The sequence below is a fragment of the Thalassospira sp. SN3W genome (genome assembly GCF_038070535.1).
In the GTDB taxonomy this organism is placed as follows: Bacteria; Pseudomonadota; Alphaproteobacteria; order Rhodospirillales; family Thalassospiraceae; genus Thalassospira; species Thalassospira xiamenensis.
On the sequence record NZ_CP121124.1, the window covers coordinates 3,658,662 to 3,680,840 of the forward strand.

At 53.3% G+C, this 22,179-nt stretch carries 18 protein-coding genes and 2 tRNA genes; 10 read left to right on the plus strand and 10 right to left on the minus strand.

Annotated elements, in window-relative coordinates; all coding sequences use genetic code 11:
- The first annotated feature begins 100 nt into the window (after positions 1 to 100).
- The 4 genes from dgcN to P8T57_RS16770 all read left to right on the plus strand — a co-directional run bounded on the left by dgcN (position 101) and on the right by P8T57_RS16770 (position 4,040).
- Entirely contained in the window at positions 101 to 1,105 is a 1,005-nt protein-coding gene (dgcN, locus tag P8T57_RS16755) for an N-acetyltransferase DgcN (RefSeq protein WP_007091770.1), read from the plus strand.
- Position 1,106: 1 nt separating this feature from the next.
- Positions 1,107 to 2,087 carry an N-acetyl-D-Glu racemase DgcA gene (gene dgcA / locus P8T57_RS16760; protein ID WP_341363741.1) on the plus strand — a complete coding sequence of 327 codons (981 nt, stop codon included), beginning with the start codon at positions 1,107 to 1,109 and terminating at the stop codon, positions 2,085 to 2,087.
- Between the two features lie 413 nt (positions 2,088 to 2,500).
- Positions 2,501 to 3,664: a GGDEF domain-containing protein gene (locus tag P8T57_RS16765; RefSeq protein WP_341363742.1), complete on the plus strand. Its 1,164-nt coding sequence runs from the start codon at positions 2,501 to 2,503 to the stop codon at positions 3,662 to 3,664.
- A 199-nt stretch (positions 3,665 to 3,863) separates the two neighbouring features.
- Positions 3,864 to 4,040 (plus strand): hypothetical protein, encoded by a 177-nt coding sequence (locus tag P8T57_RS16770; RefSeq protein ID WP_341363743.1) that lies wholly within the window; start codon positions 3,864 to 3,866, stop codon positions 4,038 to 4,040.
- Between the two features lie 448 nt (positions 4,041 to 4,488).
- On the opposite strand, the gene P8T57_RS16775 is transcribed toward P8T57_RS16770, so the two are convergent.
- Both P8T57_RS16775 and P8T57_RS16780 read right to left on the minus strand, forming a co-directional pair.
- Positions 4,489 to 5,058 (minus strand): GNAT family N-acetyltransferase, encoded by a 570-nt coding sequence (locus P8T57_RS16775; protein WP_007091774.1) that lies wholly within the window; start codon positions 5,056 to 5,058, stop codon positions 4,489 to 4,491.
- 41 nt (positions 5,059 to 5,099) lie between these two features.
- Positions 5,100 to 5,966 carry an N-formylglutamate amidohydrolase gene (locus P8T57_RS16780; RefSeq protein WP_037987882.1) on the minus strand — a complete coding sequence of 289 codons (867 nt, stop codon included), beginning with the start codon at positions 5,964 to 5,966 and terminating at the stop codon, positions 5,100 to 5,102.
- Positions 5,967 to 6,172: 206 nt separating this feature from the next.
- Between P8T57_RS16780 and P8T57_RS16785 the strand changes: the two genes are divergently transcribed.
- The 3 genes from P8T57_RS16785 (at position 6,173) to P8T57_RS16795 (ending at position 6,817) form a co-directional block, all read left to right on the plus strand.
- Positions 6,173 to 6,249 (plus strand) — tRNA-Val (locus P8T57_RS16785).
- Between the two features lie 17 nt (positions 6,250 to 6,266).
- A tRNA-Val gene (locus tag P8T57_RS16790) sits at positions 6,267 to 6,343 on the plus strand.
- Between the two features lie 213 nt (positions 6,344 to 6,556).
- A complete protein-coding gene (locus P8T57_RS16795) occupies positions 6,557 to 6,817 on the plus strand; it encodes a SemiSWEET transporter (RefSeq protein ID WP_341363744.1) in 261 nt (86 codons plus the stop codon).
- Here P8T57_RS16795 and P8T57_RS16800 read toward each other — a convergent pair.
- The 5 genes from P8T57_RS16800 to P8T57_RS16820 form a co-directional block, all read right to left on the minus strand.
- Entirely contained in the window at positions 6,804 to 7,811 is a 1,008-nt protein-coding gene (locus tag P8T57_RS16800; RefSeq protein WP_341363745.1) for a hypothetical protein, read from the minus strand. The genes P8T57_RS16795 and P8T57_RS16800 overlap by 14 nt on opposite strands.
- A gap of 35 nt (positions 7,812 to 7,846) precedes the next feature.
- The gene (locus P8T57_RS16805) at positions 7,847 to 8,989 is read right to left on the minus strand and encodes an ABC transporter permease (protein WP_341363746.1); all 1,143 of its coding nucleotides are present in this window, start codon (positions 8,987 to 8,989) and stop codon (positions 7,847 to 7,849) included.
- Between the two features lie 5 nt (positions 8,990 to 8,994).
- Complete coding sequence (gene rbbA, locus P8T57_RS16810; protein ID WP_341363747.1) at positions 8,995 to 11,760, minus strand: ribosome-associated ATPase/putative transporter RbbA; 2,766 nt, start codon at positions 11,758 to 11,760, stop codon at positions 8,995 to 8,997.
- Complete coding sequence (locus P8T57_RS16815; RefSeq protein WP_341363748.1) at positions 11,757 to 12,770, minus strand: HlyD family efflux transporter periplasmic adaptor subunit; 1,014 nt, start codon at positions 12,768 to 12,770, stop codon at positions 11,757 to 11,759. Before P8T57_RS16815 ends, rbbA begins: the two co-directional genes overlap by 4 nt.
- A gap of 198 nt (positions 12,771 to 12,968) precedes the next feature.
- Complete coding sequence (locus tag P8T57_RS16820) at positions 12,969 to 14,111, minus strand: endonuclease/exonuclease/phosphatase family protein (protein ID WP_341363749.1); 1,143 nt, start codon at positions 14,109 to 14,111, stop codon at positions 12,969 to 12,971.
- Positions 14,112 to 14,359: 248 nt separating this feature from the next.
- On the opposite strand from P8T57_RS16820, the gene P8T57_RS16825 reads away from it, so the two are divergent.
- A complete protein-coding gene (locus P8T57_RS16825; protein ID WP_341363750.1) occupies positions 14,360 to 15,529 on the plus strand; it encodes an EAL domain-containing protein in 1,170 nt (389 codons plus the stop codon).
- 35 nt (positions 15,530 to 15,564) lie between these two features.
- Here the strand turns inward: P8T57_RS16825 and P8T57_RS16830 are convergent, their stop codons facing one another.
- Entirely contained in the window at positions 15,565 to 15,873 is a 309-nt protein-coding gene (locus P8T57_RS16830) for a Dabb family protein (RefSeq protein ID WP_065702192.1), read from the minus strand.
- A 265-nt stretch (positions 15,874 to 16,138) separates the two neighbouring features.
- Between P8T57_RS16830 and P8T57_RS16835 the strand changes: the two genes are divergently transcribed.
- A complete protein-coding gene (locus tag P8T57_RS16835; RefSeq protein ID WP_114095284.1) occupies positions 16,139 to 17,626 on the plus strand; it encodes a PAS domain-containing methyl-accepting chemotaxis protein in 1,488 nt (495 codons plus the stop codon).
- Positions 17,627 to 17,709: 83 nt separating this feature from the next.
- On the opposite strand, the gene P8T57_RS16840 is transcribed toward P8T57_RS16835, so the two are convergent.
- Entirely contained in the window at positions 17,710 to 19,029 is a 1,320-nt protein-coding gene (locus tag P8T57_RS16840) for an aspartate aminotransferase family protein (protein WP_341363751.1), read from the minus strand.
- Positions 19,030 to 19,153: 124 nt separating this feature from the next.
- On the opposite strand from P8T57_RS16840, the gene P8T57_RS16845 reads away from it, so the two are divergent.
- Positions 19,154 to 20,050 (plus strand): LysR family transcriptional regulator, encoded by an 897-nt coding sequence (locus P8T57_RS16845; RefSeq protein ID WP_341363752.1) that lies wholly within the window; start codon positions 19,154 to 19,156, stop codon positions 20,048 to 20,050.
- A 532-nt stretch (positions 20,051 to 20,582) separates the two neighbouring features.
- Here the strand turns inward: P8T57_RS16845 and P8T57_RS16850 are convergent.
- The gene (locus P8T57_RS16850; protein WP_341363753.1) at positions 20,583 to 22,178 is read right to left on the minus strand and encodes a hypothetical protein; all 1,596 of its coding nucleotides are present in this window, start codon (positions 22,176 to 22,178) and stop codon (positions 20,583 to 20,585) included.
- Position 22,179: the final 1 nt, after the last annotated feature.

Sequence of the window (22,179 nt, forward strand, 5' to 3'; positions counted from 1 at the left end):
CGAAGATATCAATTCATATATCTGGATGGCTCCCACCAAGTTGCGTTATAGTCGCCTCAGATTATAAGGGCAGCGGTTGGACGCTGGTCAAGGAGGTAAAATGAAAATCGAACATCCGTATCTTATGTTTCTTGGTGATGCACCCGACGAACTGGCGGCAAAAACCGCGATTGGCATCAAGCAGTGGCGCCCCGAATGGTGTGTCGCACAGCTAAGCCTTCCGGGCTGTCAGGCCGATCTTGGCCTGCCGGAAATGTCGATTGCCGAAGCTAAAGCCGCCGGTGTCAAAACCATCGTTCTGGGCGTTGCCAACCGTGGCGGTATTATCGGCCCGGCATGGATGGAAACCCTTCTGGCAGCGATTGATGCCGGGATGGATATCGCCAACGGTCTGCATACGCGCCTGTCGACGATTCCCGAACTGGTCCAAGCCGCCAACGCCAAAGGCGTAAAACTTTTCGACGTCCGTCACTTTGATGGCAAGCTGCCGGTCGGTAACGGTGAAAAACGTCCGGGCAAACGTGTTCTGGCGGTTGGGACTGATTGCTCGGTCGGGAAAATGTACACCGCCCTTGCGCTTGATGCGGAAATGAAAAAGCGCGGCATGAAGTCGACTTTCCGTGCCACCGGCCAGACCGGTATTTTCATCGCGGGCGAAGGCATTTCGGTTGATGCCGTGATTTCGGACTTTATTTCCGGCGCGGTTGAAACCATTGCGCCGGCCAACGAGCCGGACCATTGGGACGTTGTCGAAGGGCAGGGCAGCCTGTTCCATGCCTCGTTCGCCGGTGTATCCATGGGGCTGATCCATGGTTCGCAGCCCGATGCCATCATCGTTTGTCACGAACCGACCCGTACCCACATGCGTGGTCTGCCGGGCTATAAGTTGCCGGACCTGAAAACCACGATGGACGTCAACCTGATGCATGCGCGCCTGACCAACCCTGATTGTGTGGTTGCCGGTTTCGCCATCAACACCAAGTCGCTTGACGATGCGGCGGCCAAAAAGCTTCTGGCCGAGGTCGAAGCCGAATTTGGCCTGCCATGTGTGGACCCGGTTCGGACCGGTGTTGCATCAATCGTCGACAAATTGCAGGAGATCTGATGTGCCGCGCATAAGTGTCACATCTGAAGTCTGGCCGCTGCGCGGGGCGTTCAAAATCTCGCGCGGGGCCAAGACCGAGGCCCATGTCGTCAAGGTCGCCCTGACCGACGGTGAATATACCGGATATGGGGAATGCGTTCCCTATGCCCGTTATAACGAAACCGTCGAAGGCGTCATAGCCGATATCGAGGCCCAGGCTGATGCCCTTTCGCGTGGGATGACGCGAAAGGAATTGCAGGACGCGATGAAGGCCGGTGCGGCGCGCAACGCGGTTGACTGTGCCTATTGGGACCTTGAGGCAAAGCGATTTGGGCGTCGTGCCTGGGAACTTGCCGAACGCAAGGCACCCGAAGGCCTGATTACGGCTGAAACGCTTAGCCTTGATACGCCTGATGCGATGCGTGAAGCCGCGCGCAAGGCGGCGTCTGCACCGTTGCTCAAGCTTAAGCTTAACGGCGAAAACGTTCTCGAATCTGTTCGTGCGGTTCGTGAAGGTGCGCCGACATCGCGTTTGATTGTTGATGCCAACGAGGCATGGTCGATTGCGCTGCTTGAGGATATCGGTGCGGAGCTTGACGCGCTTGGTGTGGAAATGATCGAGCAACCGCTGCCCGCCGGACAGGATGACGGTCTGATTGATCTTGATTGTCCGGTGCTGCTTTGTGCCGATGAATCGATCCATACCGTTGCCGACATCCCGCGTCTGTCGCAGCTTTACGACATGATCAATATCAAGCTTGATAAAACCGGCGGTCTGACCGGGGCGCTTGATCTTGCCGATGCTGCCGCCAAGGTTGGTATGCAGATCATGGTCGGCTGCATGGTCGGGACCTCGCTTGCGATGGCACCGGCGATGATCGTTGCCGCCGATGCCCGCATTGTTGATCTTGACGGTCCGCTATGGATGGCAAAAGACCGTGAAAACGGTCTGGTGTTTGACAAGGGCGTCATGGGGCTTCCTGATCGCGCCCTTTGGGGCTGATTTCCCAGGGCTAAGCCTGAAATTCTTTTGATTTTTGCCGCCATACCGGTTTTTCGGTGTGGCGGTTTCTTTTTGGTGCGGCTTATGATTTCGGGATGATGCGAGTCGCGACCATTTTGCAATTCGCGTTACGGTTTTAAGGGTGCTGTTGTTGTGAAAAACAACTTAGGGGCGCGAAAATACGTTAATTATTGTGTTAAAACAGGTGGTTGTTTTTATTTTTTCTCTCTTAATTAGTTAAAAATTAATTCAAAAACAGCGTGCCACCTCTTCTGGATAGTTGAATTGCCGGTTAAATCAGGGAACGATCATGCAGTTATTCGGGGCTGCTGTGGCTCCTTCGCATTGATGAGTTGGAGCTGACCCGCGTGCTATCCGGTCCCCGAAGAGATAGTCGACGCTTCGCAGGGCCCTTGCGATGTCGATATCGTGATTTTCTTTATACGCCCCGGCATGCAGAACTTCTGCATCTGCGGCGTAAGGAATCGGTACAGCTAACCGCGCGTTTCGCGGCCTTTTTCACCCTCGTTCTGCTGGCGCTTGTGCCGATCTGGGACGGGGCCTATGGCAATGGCTTCTGGCAATCGCAAGCCGTGATCATGCGCCTCCTTGTCATGGGGATTGCGGTTGTGGTGCTGCTTAATCGGGCGGTCAGTTCGAAATGGCGTCGCCGTGCGCCTTATCTGCCGATGCTGTTTCTTGTGATTGCCGCCGCCCTGCTGTGCGGTTTTTCGGGGCTTGATCTTGCGGCGTCGCCAAAGATGCTGACCTCGCACAGTTTCCTGCTTCTTGGCATTGTTGTCCTGATTGCCATCATGCCGCTGACACTGGCCGAGGCGGGAATAATGGTTTCTCCGATCATTGTGTTGCTGTTCTTTGGTGCTCAGGGGCCCGTTGCAGGCGGTTATGTGCCGGTTGAAATGATTTTGCCCGTCTTGCTGCCGCTTGCGGTGATGGCGGCCATGGTTCAGCTTTATCGAACGATTGTTGCCGCGCAGGAAATCGCGATTGATCCGCTGACGGGGGTCTATACCCGCGCCTTTGGCATGGAAATGCTGCGTCTGAATTTTGAAGCCGCCTATCGTAAGCGAAGCCCGCTTACCGTGGCCTTTGTCGATCTTGATGACTTCAAGAAAATCAATGATCAGTTCGGCCATGATTACGGTGACCGCATTCTTGAAGAAGCCGGGCGCAATCTGGCGCATCGGTTCCGGAGCACGGATCTGGTGATCCGCTGGGGCGGGGAGGAATTCCTTGTTATTCTGCCTGACCTGACATTGGCACGTGCCAATGAAGTCATGCATCGCGTCATGGCGCCGGGTCTTGCCGATCTTGCCAATGGTTTGACCCAGCAGGCAAGTTACGGACTGGCCGAGCGGATCGAAGATGTCATTTCCCAGCCGCATAACCTGATCGACCTTGCCGATCAGCGCATGTATGACGCCAAAAAACGCCATGACCGCGAACAGATCGTTGCTGATGGCCTGTCGGGTCGCAAGATTTCCGGGGCTGCTGCCACCACGTCATCGGCGCGTGCGGCCGATGCCAGCAAGGTCGTCAATCAGACCGTGAATTAACCCCGCGACCTTTGCGGCCTTTTCGTAGGTCCGGCATAAGGTTCGTTTTCTTGTTCTGCTTATTCCTGGATTTTGACAGTCGCCGCTTTTTGGGGCGTCTTTTTTACGAATCTGCCCCAATTGGTCATGTTGCGGGGGCAATTTTACCCGATTGTATTTTTCGGGATTCCGCGATGCTGATGGGTACGAGACCGCGTAAATGAGAGTTTCTGCGGGTTTGGAGCAGATTCTCATGATGGGAATCGAAAGCCGAATTTTCGACTCTGCTGATGGAATCGCAGTGTTTCCGCCGTTCCTGATTGCAACTTTTGATCAGATTTGCCGATTTTTCGGAAATGAACCGTGGCGCGGAAAAATGAGGATGCTGAAAAAATGACCGCATCTGGCCGGGATTCAGTTCGAAAAAGTGTCAGTTTGGTGAAATTTTGAACAAAAAAAGTGCATTAATTTTTTTGATAAAAAAATAGTCAAAAACGTGTTGCGTTCACCCGATCTAATGGGTAATGTCTATTTGTGCGCTGCGGTAGGACGCAGTGCATTCCGGCGAGCGACTTGTCGCTCGTTTCTTGGACGTTTCCTCCCTAGACTTGGGCCGCTGTCACAGGCGGCCTTCTTTTTTGCCTGAATTCCAAGGTTTTACAGGTTTTCCTGGGGTGCGGGAATTCGCGCCGGAAATATCATTATGTCGCCTGCGCGGGATTGTGCGGTGCAACTCGCGCCATGGTTAAGGGTGAATGCCATTCCCCATCGGCATCAAAAAGAAAAGGCACCGTCTGTCTGACTGGTGCCTTTGTTCGCGTGTCGCAAGGTTATGGCGATAGGGGTTATTTCTCCCGCCCTGGATCGCGTTCCGGGAAGTTGCCATCCCCGTCACCAAGGCCGCGCTGCATGATCACGCTATCGACCCAGCGGCCAAGTTTGAATCCTGCCGACTGCAATGTGCCCGCCACCCGGAAGCCCAGGCGCGCGTGCAACCCGATAGAGGCGACATTGGCGCTATCGCCGATCACGGCAACCATCTGGCGATAGCCAAGGGCCGTACAGCGTTTGATCAGTTCGGAAAGAAGCGCGCGGCCGGCCCCCTTGCCGACCACATCGGGCGCGATATAGATCGTGTCCTCGACCGTAAAGCGGTACGCCGGGCGCGGGCGATAGGCCCCGGCATAGGCAAAGCCTTCGACGCGGCCATCAATTTCCGCCACCAGATAGGGCAGGCCGCGTTCGCGGACATGCTGCCAGCGGGTTGTCAGTTCGGCGATTTCAGGCGCACGTTCTTCGAACGAGGCCAGGCCATGCAGGACATGGTGGCCGTAAATTTCGGTAATGCGGCCAAAATCCTCTGGCTCGGCATCGCGGATCACAAGATCCTCCAAGGGCGCGGCACCATTTGGCATCGGTTTTCCTGATGGCGTGGAAGAAACGGGGCTGGATGTCATCAGAAGGGATTCCCGTCTAGATCGTGGAAGCACGATATCAGATGTGTCATCTGTTCGCGCAGGGTGTCAAATCCGCGATGGGGCGTGATCGTGTCTTCGTCCATGTAAAGCGAGCGTGAAAGCTCGATCTGCAGGCTGTGCACGTTGTTTTCCGGTTGCCCGTAATGTCGCGTGCAAAAACCGCCTGCATATGGATCATTGTGCGAAGGGGTAAAGCCCAGATCGCGGACACGATCTTCGACAAAGCGCGTCAAAGACGGATGGCAGGAACTTCCATAGCAATCGCCCAGAACCAGATCAACGCGGTTTTTGCTGCTGTCGACAGAATCGCCGGGCATGGAATGGCAATCAATCAGGATGCAATAGCCAAACTGATCGCGCGTTGCATCGATCAGCTTGCGAAGCGCACTGTGATAGGGGTGATAAAACGTATCGATCCGGTGCATTGCCTCGGCAACGGGCAGGCGGGTTTTGTAAATCTCGATCCCGCCGCTGACGACGCGCGGGATGGATCCCAGTCCCGAGAGGGCGCGCATCGAATGAATGTCGGCATCCGAGGGCAGGGGGCCGTCAAACATGCGCGGATCAAGTTCCAGCGCCCCGCGATTGACATCGACAAAGGCGCGCGGAAATGTCGCGCACAGCAGGGGGGCGCCAAGTTTGGGCGCACTGGCAAACAATTGATCGACAAAGGCATCCTCAGACGCGCGCAGCGCAAACGAATCAATGCGCGCAATCTCGATCAATTCCTGCGGATAATGGCGCCCGGAATGGGGCGATGCAAACACCACCGGCAGGGTTTGCCGGGATGGCAGGATGACGGTTGCCGGTCCATTGCCGGTAAGATCCGATGGCAACTGGTTCATTGTCGTTTGTTATGTCTTCCCTAAACTGGATGATGATCATAGCAACAGCGATCCATCCCGTCCCCCATAGATGAAGATTTTTTGTCAAAAATCCAATTGAGGGGTTGCACCTTTCACGGCCTTGGGCTAAATACCGCCTCGCCGTTACAAACGGTGCTGGCCAAGCCTTCTGACTTGAAGGCCGGTCAGATGAAAGATGGGTAAGAGGGCCTATAGCTCAGTTGGTTAGAGCGTTCGCTTGACATGCGAGAGGTCACAAGTTCGAGTCTTGTTAGGCCCACCATCTTTCCCCAAATACAGGGGCCTATAGCTCAGTTGGTTAGAGCGTTCGCTTGACATGCGAGAGGTCACAAGTTCGAGTCTTGTTAGGCCCACCATTTCCTCCCCGCCGGTTTCCGAGCGGGGTTTTGTGTTTCTGGCCCCAGAAACCGTTCATTTCCCAAGGTTATCAGGGCTTCTGGCGCATCATGATCGGCCCGGATATTTCCCGCTTGAAGTCGTGTGCAATATGTGTTGAATGCATTCAAACGAGCGTTCTGTTTCGGTCTGATGCCTTGTCATTCGGCCCGATGATCTGACGGAGGCCTGCCATGATCATGTCTTTTGAAACCGTCCTTGGCCTTCTTGCCGGATCAATGACCACGATTGCCTTCCTGCCGCAGGTCATCCGCACCTGGCGCACCCGCTCGACCGCTGATATCTCGCTTGTGATGTTTCTGATCCTGTGCACCGGGATCGCACTTTGGCTGGTCTATGGACTGATCCGAGGCGACTGGCCGGTGATCATTGCAAACGGGTTTACCCTTGTGCTGGCGTCAACCATCCTGTTTTTCAAACTTAAATATCGCTAGAGTTGTAGAGTTTTTCAATTGGGTCTTTTTCTAGTGTGGTAAATGAAAGATTGGTTTTATCAATTAGTTCGCATTGGAAAATATGCCCTTTTCGAGGGCTAATGCTCGGGGTAAAAAAATTAAAATCGTGCGCGCTATTATTCAACTCGCATGAGACAATAATCGATTTGACATTTTTGTTAGAGTTCAGTCGCGAGACGCTTTTTTTTAAACGCGTGCTGTCGGTCGATTTGCTACCAGACTGAGTACTGGGCCTAAAGTAGTTTATAAATAATTTCTCAATTATCTCAGCTTCCTCTTTAATCTCTACATAATCAAGTAGCGAGTTGCTTGCTAAGAAATGTATTCCTTTTTCAGGTATTTCAGAGTGATATCTGGCATGGAATAGGTTAAAGTGAACGAAAACATCGTCACCACTATCTAAGCTCATGGATAGGGTGTCGGAGAGTCCTCTGTGGTTTCCATCTATTACTCTCCGTTTGGGGTCATCTGTCCTGCCGATATATGTAATTTCGCTACAGATCCCAAGGTCAATACCAAACTCTTGCAGAAATATGCTAATCGGAAAGTCTAGTGTTGAGTCGCCAATTCCTAGCCTTACGAGTTTTGATGTTGAAGATATAGAGGGTCTGTGCTTTTTACCTGTGCTGTCAAGATAGCTGAGGTTGCATCTCAGTTTTCTTCGTTTTCTATTTTCACCAATCTCGATAGGAATCGTAATTGTATTTCCAAAAAATGAGTATTTAATTGGTTTGTATAATCGAACCCTAGGACGTCTGCTTATGAAGTATATTATCTGTCGATCAGAGAAATTTCGTATTTTCTCTTTGAGATCAGATAGTTCATTGGATATTGATTTCCTTATTTTTTCTCCATTCAATTCATCTAATATTATTTGGTGCCATACTTGCTTAGTTTCGATTAGGCTAATGTGTAATGTCTTCTCTGTATTTTCAAAGGGTGTCCCTAGGACATTTCGATACAAACCTCTCATTGCGCGCCTCATAAACAAATTGAAACAGTCTTGTGCTATCGCATTGCCGCGATGCTTTTGCGGAACCTGATTGCGCTGAAGGCGAAGAACAGGGCGGCGATCACGAAGACGATCAGGAATTCCTGCCAGACGACATTGATCCCGGCATCGCGATACAGGATCGCCTGTGCAAAGCTGACAAAGTGGCTGGACGGGACGAATTGCATGATGTTCTGAAGCGTTTCAGGCATGCTTTCAAGCGGCGTGTTCCCGCCCGACAACATCCGCATCGGCAATACGACCAAGATAAAGAGAAGCCCGAATTGCGGCATTGATTTCGTCATGGTTGCAAGGAAAATGCCAAGGGCGGTGGCAAAAAACAGATACAGCATGGTTCCGGCAAAGAACAACAGCTTGGAGCCGATAATCGGCACGCCGAGCATCAGTTCGACGACGAAAAACAGGGATACGGCGCTGGCGATCAGGATCACAAGCCCGTTGGCCCAGACCTTTGCCAGCATGATTTCAAACGGATCAAGCGGCATCACCAGCAGATGTTCGATGGTGCCATGTTCGCGTTCACGAATAAGGGCGGCACCAGAGAGGATGATCGAGAGCATGGTGATGTTGTTGATGATCTCCATCGCGCTGGTGAACCATGAACTGGTGGCGTTTTCGTTATAGGCATAACGTGTCACAAGTGTCGCCGGTGGTTCGTGATTTGCCGCGACATAGGCTGAAACCCCGCCCATGAAGGTCCGGACTTCCTGGGCGATGATATTGCTGACATAGCCTTGGCCGATCCCGGCCTGCATCATGGCGGTGGCATCGATGTTAAGCTGAATTTCCGGTTGATGACCGGCAATCAGATTCTTTTCAAAATCGGGCGGGATCACCAGAACAAAGGTGTATTCGCCGCCATCCATGGCCGCGTCAATGTCACCTTCGCTGATTTCCCCGGGTATCTTGAAAAATGGTTGCAGAAACGCATCGCCGATCTGGCGCGACAATTTGGATTTGTCCAGATCGGCAATCGCGATCGATGCGTTTTTAAGGTCATGGGAAAAGCCGGTGGCGGCATTGTAAATCGCAAATGAAAACGCCCAGCAGATCAGGATCAGCAACACGACATCGCGACGGAGGCTGAAAAGCTCCTTGATGCCGAGGCGATAGATATTTTCAATCCGTTTGCCAAACATCAAATTTACGCCTCCTGCTTTTTAAGCAGCAGCATCGAAAGTACGGTCAATACCGGGAAGAAAATCACCAGCGTCAGGATTTGGGGATAAAGTTCGGCAAAGCCAAGCGCCTTGGTAAAGACCCCGACACTGATCGACATGAAATGCGATGTCGGCATGATGGTCGACAGCACGGCGGGTGCGCCTTCAAGCGAGGATATCGGCTGCATCATTCCGGAAAACATGACCGAGGGCACCATCGTCGCAATCGCGGTTCCAAAAAGGGCGGCGATCTGGGTCTTGGTGAAGGACGAAATCAAAAGCCCCAAACCGGTTGTGGCAAAAACAAACAGGAAGGCCCCGACAATAAGGGTAAGCGGATTGCCCCGCATCGGGACTTCGAACCAGAACAGCGCCATCGCCACCATCAGAACGAAATTGATCAGCCCCAACCCGACATAGGGCAATTGTTTGCCAATCAGGAATTCGATCCGCGTGACCGGCGTGACATAAAGGTTGGTGATCGATCCCAGTTCCTTTTCACGCACCACGCCGACCGCCATCAGAACGGCGGGGATAAACATCAGCAGCAGCGCAATCACCGATGGCACCATGGCATAGATGCTTTTGAAATCCTGATTATAGCGATAGCGTGTCTCAATGCTTACCGGCAGAGTTTGCGCGGGCAAACCTGTGTTGCGCATGCTGCGTTCGTTCAGATATTTGCTGTGAATGCCTTCGACATAGCCATGGATGGTTTCGGCGCGAAACGGCATGGTGCCATCGATGGTTGCGGCGACTTCGGGGCTGCGTCCGGCTTCAAGGTCGCGGCCAAATCCCGGCGGAATTTCAATCGCCAGCGTGATATCGCCCGACAGCAACCGCTGTTCGAGTTCGTCATTGCTGTTTAACGGCGGCTGTTCGCTGAAATATCGCGACCCTGCAAGGTTTTCAAGATAGGTGCGACTGGTTTCCGTCCTGTCGCGGTCGAGTGCAGCATATGTCAGATTTTCAACGTCAAAGGTAATGCCAAGCCCGAAAACCGGCATCAGAATCGCCGTACCCAGCAAGGCAAACATCAACCGGATCGGATCGCGGATCAGTTCCATGGTTTCGCGCAGTGAATAGGCCCACAAACGGCGCAAACTGAAAATCGATGCCTTGGCCGGTTTCCATTTCGCAGTCGCGGTTTCATCGTCCCCGCCAATGGCCGATGCATCCGGGGCAGGGGCGTTGTCATCAATGCCGCTGGCTTCTTCCAGATGGCTGATGAAGGCTTCTTCAAGCGTTTCGCAACCGCGTTTCTGCGTGATTTCATGCGGGGTGTCGCTAATCAATACCTTGCCCGCATGCATCAGCGATATGCGATCACAGCGTTCCGCCTCGTTCATGAAATGGGTAGAGATAAAAATCGTCACCCCCTGATCGCGCGAAAGCTCGACCAGCAATTGCCAGAACGCGTCACGTGCCACCGGATCGACGCCCGATGTCGGTTCGTCCAGTATCAGGATTTCCGGGCTGTGAATGATGGCAACCGCCAGCGATAAACGTTGCCGCACACCAAGCGGCAGGCTTTCAGCCATGTCATCGTGATATTCGGTCAGGCCGAACCGCTCCGAAAGCTCGTCAATCCGCGGCTTAATCCGATCTGACGGCAGATGAAACAGCCGCGCGTGAAGCTCCAGGTTCTGATAGACGCTCAGCTCGGCATAAAGCGAAAAGGCCTGGCTCATATAGCCGACCCGTTTGCGAAGTTCGGTATCCTGCCCATCGACCGGTTTGCCGAAAAGCTCTGCCGTGCCTTCGGTCGCGGGCAAAAGCCCGGTCAGCATCTTCATGGTTGTCGTCTTGCCGCACCCGTTCGAGCCGAGAAACCCGAAAATCTCGCCTTTTTCAATGCGGAAACTGACATTATCGACGGCTGTAAAATCGCCAAACCGCATGGTCAGGCCGTCCGCGACGATGGCCGGAACATCGCCATGTGTGGTGCGCGGCGGAATGACAAGGTCCTTATGGCCCTTGCGTTCTTCTTCGGGCAGAAGCCTTACAAACGCGGTTTCAAGGTTATCTGCCCCGGTGCGCTCCAAAATCTCGTCCGCTGTGCCGCTTGCCAGCACCTTGCCGTCATTCATCGCAATCAGTTGGTCGAAACGGGCGGCTTCATCCATATAGGCGGTTGCGACCAGCACGGTCATGCCGCTTTGGGTTTTGCGGATCTGGTCGATCAGTTCCCAGAACTGTCGACGTGACAGGGGATCGACGCCGGTTGTCGGCTCGTCCAGTATCAATATTTCCGGATCATGGATCAGGGCGCAACACAGGCCAAGCTTCTGCTTCATCCCGCCGGAAAGCTTGCCGGCTGCGCGCTCGGTAAAGGGTTCAAGCCCGGTCGCCTTTACCAGCTTTTCAATCCGGTCATTGCGTTCGCGCGCCGACTGGCCAAACAAACGGCCAAAGAATTCAAGGTTCTCGCGGATCGTCAGGTCCATATAAAGGTTCTTGCCCAGTCCCTGGGGCATATAGGCGATTTTGGGCAGAACGCTGTTTCGGTGGCGCGTGTCGTCCATCGGCCCGCCCAGCGTTTCGACCACGCCATCCTGCAATTTGCGCGCACCCGATATCAGGGCAAGGGCGGTGGATTTACCCACACCATCGGGCCCGATAAAGCCGATGGTCCGGCCTGTGGGGATATCAAGGCTGATATCGTCAAGCGCATGAACATGGCCGTATCGGTGGCGGACATGGTCCAGCCGCGCGGCAAGATTTGCGCCATTTGCAGGAGCATTACTCATTCCTGAAGGCTCTGGTTCAGTGTCGCGTCATCGGGAACATTGGGGGTAAAGCGTTCCGGCCAGTTTTTATGATCGGCCAGCATGACATAGGCCTCGCCGGGCAGGCCGGTTTTGACCCGTTTGCTATGCTCTTCAAGCAATTCGCGCGCGATGCGGATTTTAACCCGGAACATCAGCTTGTCGCGTTCGCTTCTGGTTTCGACCTCGCGCGGGGTGAATTGTGCATCATCAGCAACGAATGATACATAGGCCGGGATCACAAAATTCGGTGCGGCATCCAGAACAATGCGCGCCTCGTTGCCGACAAAGGCCAAACCGGCCTGCCGGGTCGGAAGGAAGATCGTCATGTAAACATCGGTGAGGTCCAGAACCGTTACCACCGGGTCGCCACCCGCAAGAACTTCGCCGGGTTCGGCAAGACGATATTGCACCCGCCCGCCGCGCGGTGCCTTAAGCACGGAATCATTGATCTGCACCTGAATGCGGTCAAGTTCGGCCTGGGCGGCTTCGACATTACGTTCGCTGCTTGTCAGGCGGGATTTTGCTGCCGCAAGGGCGGCCTCGGCCACGTCGCGTTCCGATTTGCGCTGATCGACCTGTTCACGGGCGATATTGTTGTTTTTGACAAGCTCGTTGGCGCGTTCAAGCTGTCGCTGCGCGAGGGAAAGCTGGCTTTCTTTCTGAGCGATATCGGCCCTGGCTTCGAAAATGCCTTGTTGCGCACTCGCAACTTCGGCGCGGGCCTTGGCAAGGCTGGCCTGAAGTTCGGCCGTATCCATCCGCGCCAGAACCTGACCGGCTTGGACCACATCGCCCTCATCGACCAGAACCTCGTCGACCCGGCCGGCATATTTGGTTGCCACCCGGACTTCCTCGGCCTCGATCCGGCCATTGCCGCTGGCGATGAATTCGGGAAGGGTTTCCTGATTTTGCTGCCAGTAATAGTAACCGCCCCCGGTAATCGCGATGATCACGACAAGGATCGCCAAAGGCACGCGCAGTTTGCTCATTCCGCCCTCCAAGACAGGATTGCCGGGTTTGTGGCAACGGATGTGCCATCGGCGTATAGGGGTTATCGCAAGCAGGTTATAGCTTTAACGCGATAAAGTTTGGGATGATCCTGACCTGAACGGCAAGGTAAATCTTTGATCTTACGCAATTTAGAAAAGTATCAGGAAGGTCGCGAAAGGTATTGTGGTCCAACGCGCTTAGATATCGATATCAGCCCAGATCAGGTGATGATCCGATGCTGCCTGATGTTTCCTGATCAGGTCGGGATAGGTTTCCCAACGCTGCGGGCGTGATCCTGGCCAGATGCCCTTGCGGTAAATGCCGCCCTTGGTGACGCGGTCAAACAGGGCAGGCGATAACAAAAGATAATCGATTTTATCATCATCATTGCCAAGGCCATGCGTGCCGGTCCCGCGGTCGCCATTCCCGGCATTGAATTCGAACTCGGTAAAGCTCGGGTGGGCCGACACATCCCGAAGGGCCGTACCATGCAGCAACGGATCAAGCTCCGGACTGTCGGGGGTATCGTTAAGATCGCCCAGAACCACGATATTTTCGAACCCCTCGGCGATCAGACGATTGTAATAGGCGGCAACCGCCAATGATTGCGCCAGTCGCTTGGCGCGGCTTGCCGGGTCATTGCCGCCATATTTGCTTTTGAAATGGTTGGGCAGAACCATGATCTGCGCGCCCGATGGTGTGATGATTTCATATTCCGGGCAATCGCGGCTGAAAATCGGGGCACCGTCGGGTTTCAGGTCATCGACGTGGCTGCGCATTTCGCCAATCGGGTAACCTTCGTGGGTAGCAAGGCCGACATCAATGCCGCGCCCGTCATTGCCATCAATGATCATCATATGGCGATAGGGCACCGGCAAAACGCCCTTTTCGCGCATGAAATCCTGAAACGCCAACAATACCGGGCGACTTTCGATCTCGACCAGTGCCAGAACATCTGCCCCGATATCACCGATCATGCGCGCGGTGTTGAGCATCGCGGCCTCGTCCACCGACCCCATGCGAAGTTCACACCAGCCAACCCAATCATCGCGGCCATCGGCCTTGATATAAGGTTGTTTTGGCGGGCGCGGGCGTGAAATCAGCTGGCCACGGATTTTGCGAATGCGGGTAAAGGGGCCTTCGTCGCCGCGCAACATGCCCAGTTTTGTTATCAGCGTTAACATCCGTGCCCTGTCGGCATCGCTGTAAACCAGCTTTTCGAACAGCTTGTTCAGTTCTGCATGGGCATCCAGCACATCGCGATGGGCTTCGGGGTTTTCATCGTTAAAGACTTTTGCCCGGTCAAACAGGTTTTCGACGTTAAACGCAGCAATCCGCATGACGTGCCCCGATGCTCATGTCGCCGTGGCGTGGTGAAGGATGAAATTCTACCACAGGTATTATGCGGGCGTGGCGTCAAATATGAAGTGTCATGTTTGTGACGATATCGGGAAGGACGGGCGATTTAGTCCCCATATGGGGATGTTTTGAAATCCCGACCCGCCATAGGGTCCGGCATGTAACGGGCGATCGGTTGTGTGAAGCACTGCGGGATCGCGTTCTGCTTCATCGGGAAGGCTTTGCAAATATGAACAACGTTAACCCCTTCAAACCGACCGTCGTTTTTGTCGATGATGACGAAAATCTGCTGCGTGGCGTTGCGCGGGCCCTGGGGCAGCGTTACAACGTGGTTTCCTTCTCCGATCCGGTCGAGGCTCTTTCATGGCTGCGCGATAATCATCGAAAAGTTGACGTGATTGTTTCGGATCTGGCCATGCCGGGCTTTTCCGGCATGCGGTTGTTACGCGAAATGGTCAGTATTGCGCCGAATATCCCGCGTGTTCTGCTATCGGGGCATCTTGATAATTCTGCAATGAACAAGGCCATCAACACGGCTTTTGTATCGTGCATATTATCCAAGCCCGCATCGATTGAACTGATCCGCAAATCCATCGAACAGGCGCTGAGTTCGCGGGCGATTGATCTGGCCGGGACCCTGATTACACCGGGGCTGGTCATGCGGGCGATCAAAAATAACGGTTATTCGATTGTCTTTCAGCCGCGCATCGAGACAAAGACCGGCCTGGCCTGCGGGTTTGAAGTCCTGATCCGTTTTCCGAACCTTCAGAAACGTTTCCTTCTTGAGGAAATCATTCTGGCCTGCGAAGGGCATCCGGCCATCAACCTGCTGACCACAGCGGTGATGAATGAAGTGCGCAGGCAGGCCAAGGATATCCGGTCCCGGTTCGATTTTTCGCCGACCGTCTCGATCAACTGTTCGCCCTATTCCATTCGCAATAATTGCTTTCTCGAAGAAATCCTTCATTTCCGAAGCGATATGCTGCTTCGCGATATCAGGATCGAAGTCGAAATCACCGAACATAGTGACATCGTCAAAGATCCGGCATTTCTTGCCAATGCCAAAATGCTTAAAAACCGGGGTGTTGCGATTTACATTGATGACTTCGGCTCGGGCAGCAATTCGGTGGAGCTTCTGGAAACCGGTGTTTTCGCCGGGGTCAAGATTGATCGCGAATTCATCGCAACAGCAAACGGGGATTGTCTCAAATCATCATTTGCCGCGTGGGTTGTGAAAGCTTCGCATGATCTGGGCCTGCGCGTTGTCGCCGAAGGTGTCGAAGACGCCAATGTCGCGCAAAGGATGCAGGCGCTTGGTGTTGAAGAAATGCAGGGTTTCTTTTTCGCAAGGCCGGCAGCGCTTGATAAAATACCGACCGGTGCTTTTGCCCTTTGCTGAAAGCTGTTTTACCTTTGAACGGCTAAAGCTGCTTCTTACATCTCCAGATCAAACACGATCAGCCCGGAAATCTCGCCATCGGCGGCTTTGACCAGTTCGGCACCCAGCGCCTGATGTGCCGGATGCACGAGATAGGCATCGCGCGCCCTGGCATCGTCAAAATCGATGCAGAAACCATGCGTGAAACCCTGTTCGAGTTTTTCCGGGCTGACCGATACGCCGCCATCAAATCCGCGCATGCCTGCGATCTGGTTGCCAAGTTCTGCCAGTGCATCAAACAGGCTGTCAATCACGGCCTCCTCAATACCGGGTTTGAATTTGATCAGGACGATATGACGGATCATGGCGGGGCCTTTCATTTGGCGACGGAAACGCTTGATTGAACCGGTATATCGCGTTGGGTGTCAATAGAGGGGATCAGGCTATTATGCGTAATGGCATAATGGTTTATCCAAAAGTTGTGGTTGAAAAAATGTGCCATACCGCACTTCTGTGAATTTTTCCTCTTGAAATATAGTATCAAATACATACTTTAGGATAGGTTTGGTTGCGCGGTATAGGTGTTTTTCCCTTGCGCAGTCGTAATCGGGTGAAAAGGGGATAGGTGCAATGGCTTTCAATATTTTCGGGAACAATGGATCTTCACAAGGACAGCAGATCTATGAAGCCCTTGGCAGATCGATGGCGGTGATCGAATTTTCGCTGGATGGCAAAATCCTGACGGCCAATGCCAATTTCCTTTCGACGATGGGCTATGAGCTTGGCGATATCGTCGGCAAGCAGCATGCCATTTTCGTCACTGCCGATTACGCAAAAAGCCCGGAATACAAGCAGTTCTGGAAAACCCTTTCGGATGGAAAATTCGTCGCCGATGCATTCCAGCGTGTGCGCAAGGATGGGGATACAGTCTGGCTTGAAGCGACCTATAACCCGATCCTGAATGCGGCAGGAAAGCCGGTAAAGGTCATCAAATTTGCGACCGATATCACCGCACGTCGCAAGGAACGGGCGCTTAACGACGGCGTTCTGACCGCGATTGACCGATCCCAGGCGATGATCGAATTTGATCTGACGGGCAAAATCCTTAAGGCCAATGCGAACTTCCTGAAAACCATGGGCTATTCCGAAGGGGAGGTTGTCGGCAAGCATCACAGCATGTTTGTCGCCCCGGGCTATGCCCAATCAACCGAGTATAAGGATTTCTGGGCCAGCCTGCGTCGGGGTGATGTGCAGGCCGCACAGTTCAAGCGACTTGCAAAAGGCGGCAGGGAAGTCTGGCTTGAGGCGACCTATAATCCGATTTTTGATCAGAATGGCAAACCTGAACGGGTGATCAAGCTCGCTACCGATATTACCGAGCAGGTGCAGCTTCTGATCGACCTGAAAGCGATGATTGACAACAATTTCACCGAAATTGACAGCAATATCGCAAGCCTTGACGAGGCCGCCCTGAGCGGCACATCCGCCGCGGCGCAAAGCTCCAACTCGGTCCAGACCGTTGCCGCCAGTGCCGAGGAACTCTCGGCATCAATTGCCGAAATCTCGCGCAGCATGGCGCAAAGCCGCGATGAAACCGAACGTGCGTTCTCGCAAACCGTCAGCGCCAACCAGTCGACCCAGAAAATGGCCGATGTGGTCGCCGCAATGACCGGCATTGTCGAAGTCATTCAGGGCATCGCCGGGCAGATCAACCTGCTGGCGCTTAACGCAACCATTGAGTCCGCTCGCGCGGGCGAGGCTGGCAAAGGCTTTGCCGTGGTCGCCAACGAGGTCAAAAACCTTGCCAATCAGGCGGCCAAGGCCACCGATCAGATTTCAGCCGAAATCAGCGGGGTTCAGGAAATTTCAAACGAAGTTGTCAGCTCGCTTGAAACCATTCGCGGTTCCATCGAAACGGCGCGCGATAGCGTGACCAGCATTTCGTCCTCGGTCGAAGAACAGAGTGCGGTGACCGAAAGCGTGTCGCAAAACATGCAGACAATGGCCGTATCGGTCGATGAGCTTGTCCGGCGGCTTGACGAAATCCGCACGATTTCAAGCGGGGTTGGCGGATCGGTCAAACGTACCCGCGAAGCTGCCGAAGTTCTGACGCGCTAGGTCCGACGATATCCGATACGATAAAAGCCCGGCTGGTTATGGGATCAGCCGGGCTTTTGTTTTGAGGAACGAGGAAGGGGCGATTAGCGGCCCGACAACGCGCCTTCAATCGATTTGCCAATGATCGACAGGCCAAGGTCGAGCTCCGCGTCGCTAATCGTCAGCGGCGGGGCAATGCGGAACACACCGCCCATGCCGGGCAGCTTGACGATATTCATGCTAAGCCCGTTTCTGAACGCCTCGGTCGCAATCGCGGCCCCCAGATCATGATCGGGTTCCCGAAACTGTCCATCCGCGCCACGTTTGACGATCTCCACCCCCAGCATAAGCCCGCGCCCGCGCACATCACCGATACAGTCAAAGCGGTCTTTGAGCTTTGACAATCCATCAAACAGCTTCTGACCCGATATCCGGGCGCGGTCGACCAGTTTCTCGTCGCGCACCACGTCAAGCACCGTCACACCGACCGCGGTGGGCAGGGGATCGGACACGTGGGTGGTGTAAAACAGGAATCCCTTTTCATGGGCGGCATCCTCGATCTCGGCGGTGGTCATGACGGCGGCAAGCGGCAGGCCGGCACCGATGGTTTTCGATAACGTCATGATATCGGGTGTCACGCCATCGCGTTCAAAGGCAAACATATCGCCGGTACGGCCCACGCCCGTCTGGGCCTCGTCCAGGATCAGCAGCATGCCGCGTTCAACGCATTTCTGTTTAAGGGCGGCCAAGTATCCCTTGGGCAGCGGCAACATGCCGCCCGATGACAGGATCGGCTCGGCAATAAAGGCGGCAAGATTGCCGGTCGACTGGCTGTCGACCAGATTGAAGGCGTCATCAAGCTCCGTCTGCCAGTCAAGCGACCCGTCGGCATGTTTGAAACGCGGGCGAAAGGCATTGGGCGCGGGAATGGCGAATGATCCGACCGCGGCTGGGCCATATCCCTTGCGCCCGGCACTATAGGTTGCCGATGCGGCAACGCCGGTCATGCCGTGCCAGCTTTTGGAAAAGGCGACGATTTCATGCTTGCCGGTGACAAGCTTTGCCATGCGGATCGCGGCCTCGTTGGACTCTGCCCCGGTCGATAGCAACAAAACCCGATCCAGCCCCGGTGCCAGTTCCGCCAGGCGTTCCGCCAATGTCACCACCGGGCGGGACAACATGCCGCTAAACAGATGGGCGACCTTTTCGACCTGGCTTTGCACGGTTTCGACGATCTTCGGATGGCCGTGGCCCAGAAGGGCGCTCATCTGACCGGATGTGAAATCCAGTATGGGGCGGTCATCGGTGTCATAAACGAACGATCCCTTGGCGCGTTCGATGATGGCCGGTTCGAACGTGCCGCCATAGCGGATCAGGTGTTTTTTGGCGGCGTCCCAGAATTTCGGATCGGCGTTGCGTGACATGATGGGCTCCCTGCAAGCATGTGTCTTTTGGCTGATCCTCATCGTATCTGCTGGCGCGCCACCCGTAAAATTGATAGTTATGGCATTCTGGTATTGGAAAAATTGATATAGTGCTGGTGCGGCCATGCAGACCCTGCTTGATCTCAAACTGCTTGCGACCTTCGTGCGGGCCGCGCATTCCGGCACGCTCAGTGCCACGGCCATTCAGGTGGGCCGCACCCAGTCAACCGTGACGATGCAGATCCAGCGGCTTGAAGAAACGCTCGGCCAAAGCCTGTTTCACCGAAGCGGCAGCGGGGTGAGCCTGACCGGGGCGGGGGAGCGGTTTCTGGGGTATGCCGAGCGGATATTGCGCCTGCATGACGAGGCCGTTTCGGCCTTTTCCGACAAGGGGCTGCATGGCTCGATGGTGTTTGGCTGTCCCGAGGATTACCTGATCACGTTTTTCCCGGCCCTGCTTAAAAGCTTTGGCACCATCCACCCGGATGTCGAGATCAAGGTGGTATCGGCCCCGACGCCGGAACTCCATAAAATGCTGCGCGCCCACCAGATCGATCTGGCCCTGACCTCGGTCGCCGATCTCGATGCCCCTGACATCATCCGCACCGAACAACTCGCCTGGGTCGGTGCAAAGCCAACCCTTGATCTGCATGATTTCGGAACAGGAAGCGGGGAGGGGGCCAGTGACAGCCCGACACCCGCTCGCACCATCCTGCTGGCGCTTCCCGCCTCAAACGCGCTCGATCACAAAGCCGCCTGCGACGCGATGAACGCAGCCCTTATCCCCTACAAGATTTCCTATGCGAGTAGCAGTCTGACTGGCCTGATCGCGGTCGCCCGTTCCGGCCTTACCATCAGTGTGATGATGCAAGAGGCCGTGCCCAATGACCTTTACATCCTCAAGGCCCCGCTACCGGCCTTGCCCAAGCTGGGCCTGAAAGTCACCGCAGGCGAGGGCACCAAAAACCCCGCCACAACCGCCTTCGCCGATCATGTCAAAAACATGCTGCCGTTTTTGTGATTTTCTTCCGGAAAGGTGGTCGGGAAACCGGCCTGCCAATCCTGTTTTCCGACGGCGTGCAAAAAGAGCCCTATCGACCTCAACTGCTTTGTCGCTCTCACATCCACCAACCACATCAAGCTGTATGGCATGTACCCGCAAAAGGACACGATTACGATTGGCTTGGACGCCGATCTAGCCCTTTGGGACCCAAATAAAAACGTTAGCATCACCAACGACATCCTGTAACAGGGCTGCGTTGGCAGCCCCAATGACGGCCTCGAAGTCAAAGGCTGGCCCGTGCACACCATCGTGCGCGGCAAAACTGTGGTGAAGGATGGGGAGGTTACGGGGCAAAAGGGCGACGGCAAATACCTGCCAAGGCAGAAATCAAACTTGGTGACGTCAAGGCCCAACTGACTAAACGGGCTCAATCTGCCCCATCATGAACAGTCATTGGCACAAAGGAGGGAAACTCTAACCTCCTCAAACAAAAAGAGAAGGCAGTTCCTGAAGTCGGCGCTCTACTTTTTTTTTGATGTAGAATGTTATTTCATTTTCTTTTTTTTATTTTTCGCGATTTATATTTTCTTGAGGGGTGTGCCTTGAATAATTTATCTTCTTCGGCGTCAGGTAGTGTTTGTGCTCTAGAGATGATGCGGGATACTCTAGCCATAGCAAGGTTGTGTTCAGTGTTGTTTAGTTCTAAATTCTCTTGTGTTATGCCATACTTGTTATTCGTCTCCATAGGAGAAATTAAGCAGTATGAAATTATCTTGCATGAGTTTCCAAAGCCGATTTGATGGCTCATTTCAAAATTTTTGGGGTTGTTCTCTTTAGGTTTCCATTTTATCATTTCTCGTTGATTGACAATGTAGCTTGGTACATTCCAAGCTCTGAGTGTTTGATCGTAAATATTATTTAGAATAAATTGACCCGACTGTTTTTTTATTGATTCAATTTCTTTGCGTAGCCAGTCAAACTTTTTTAGCGTGCTAGATTTTGTCTCTTTCAAGGATTCTAGTAAAGCACGTTCTAGTGTTAAAGAGCTTCGAGATAAACCGTTTATGATTCTATCGGCTTCAAATGGGGTGTTCTCTAATGGAGAAAGGTATTCCCGAAATTCTTTAGGGGCGGATACTTCTCCAATTGCGATTCTATACATCATATCGGTTAGTATGGCGATTCTTGCTGGGGTTTTGGAGTGCTTTAGAGTCACTAATTTTCGCTCTCGCGAAACCGACAGGTCTTCAGTGAAGTGTCTTAAAAGTCTTAGTTGTTCTATTCCTTCAAATATTGAAAATAGGGACATAATTAGTTCCCCAAGTGTAATTTTGAAATTGATGCATTGTTCAATGCAAGCGTATAATCCAATTAAGTCTGAAAAAGATTCTTCAATTATTTGTTCTTTTAATTGATTGAATATTTTTATGTATCGGCTTTGTCTTGTCGCCGTGGTGTGTAGCTTGTCTTTGTATATAGTGTACTCCATATCAAGGCCGAAGTGGTGGCTGAACCAGATGTTTGGTTCATCATCAGAGGACCGTGTTTTCTCTGTTCGCTCATATGAATCTCTAATGGCGGAAATAATACGTTCATGGTTATCTCCGTAAATATGGTGTCCAAATTCGTGGCCAAAAATAAAAGAAGGGATGACGTGTTTTATTATTGGGAGTGAAGCCTCCAGGCCTTCGACAGAAAATGGTCGAGGAAATGTTGTGTTATTCCCATGATGTTCCGCATATTTGCGCAAGTGCGAAATAGTAACCTGCGAAAGCCTGATAGCTGCTTTTGTTCTATTTTGTCCTAGCAGAAGCTCGGAGGCCCTTATGTTAAACTCCACAAAATGGAAGATAGGGGCTTCTAATCTGATGCGCTGCAAGAAAAGAAAATTTACGGCGTTTATTTGTTCGAAATCGATGATGATAATTCGCGAATTTCCAGACGTTCGGTATTCGCTGGTCCAGTCAGTGGAGCTAATAGGTAAAACCTTTAGCTGTTCTGTATCATTTGGAAAGTATTTGTGTGCAAATTCAATTTGGCGCCTAATAGAATTTCGATTATCAAGTGACAACTTAAAGGCAGTTTTCCTGCCCATTCGTGCCGCAGTACTGCGCCGTAGTGATGGCCCTAGTTGCCATTTCAGCATG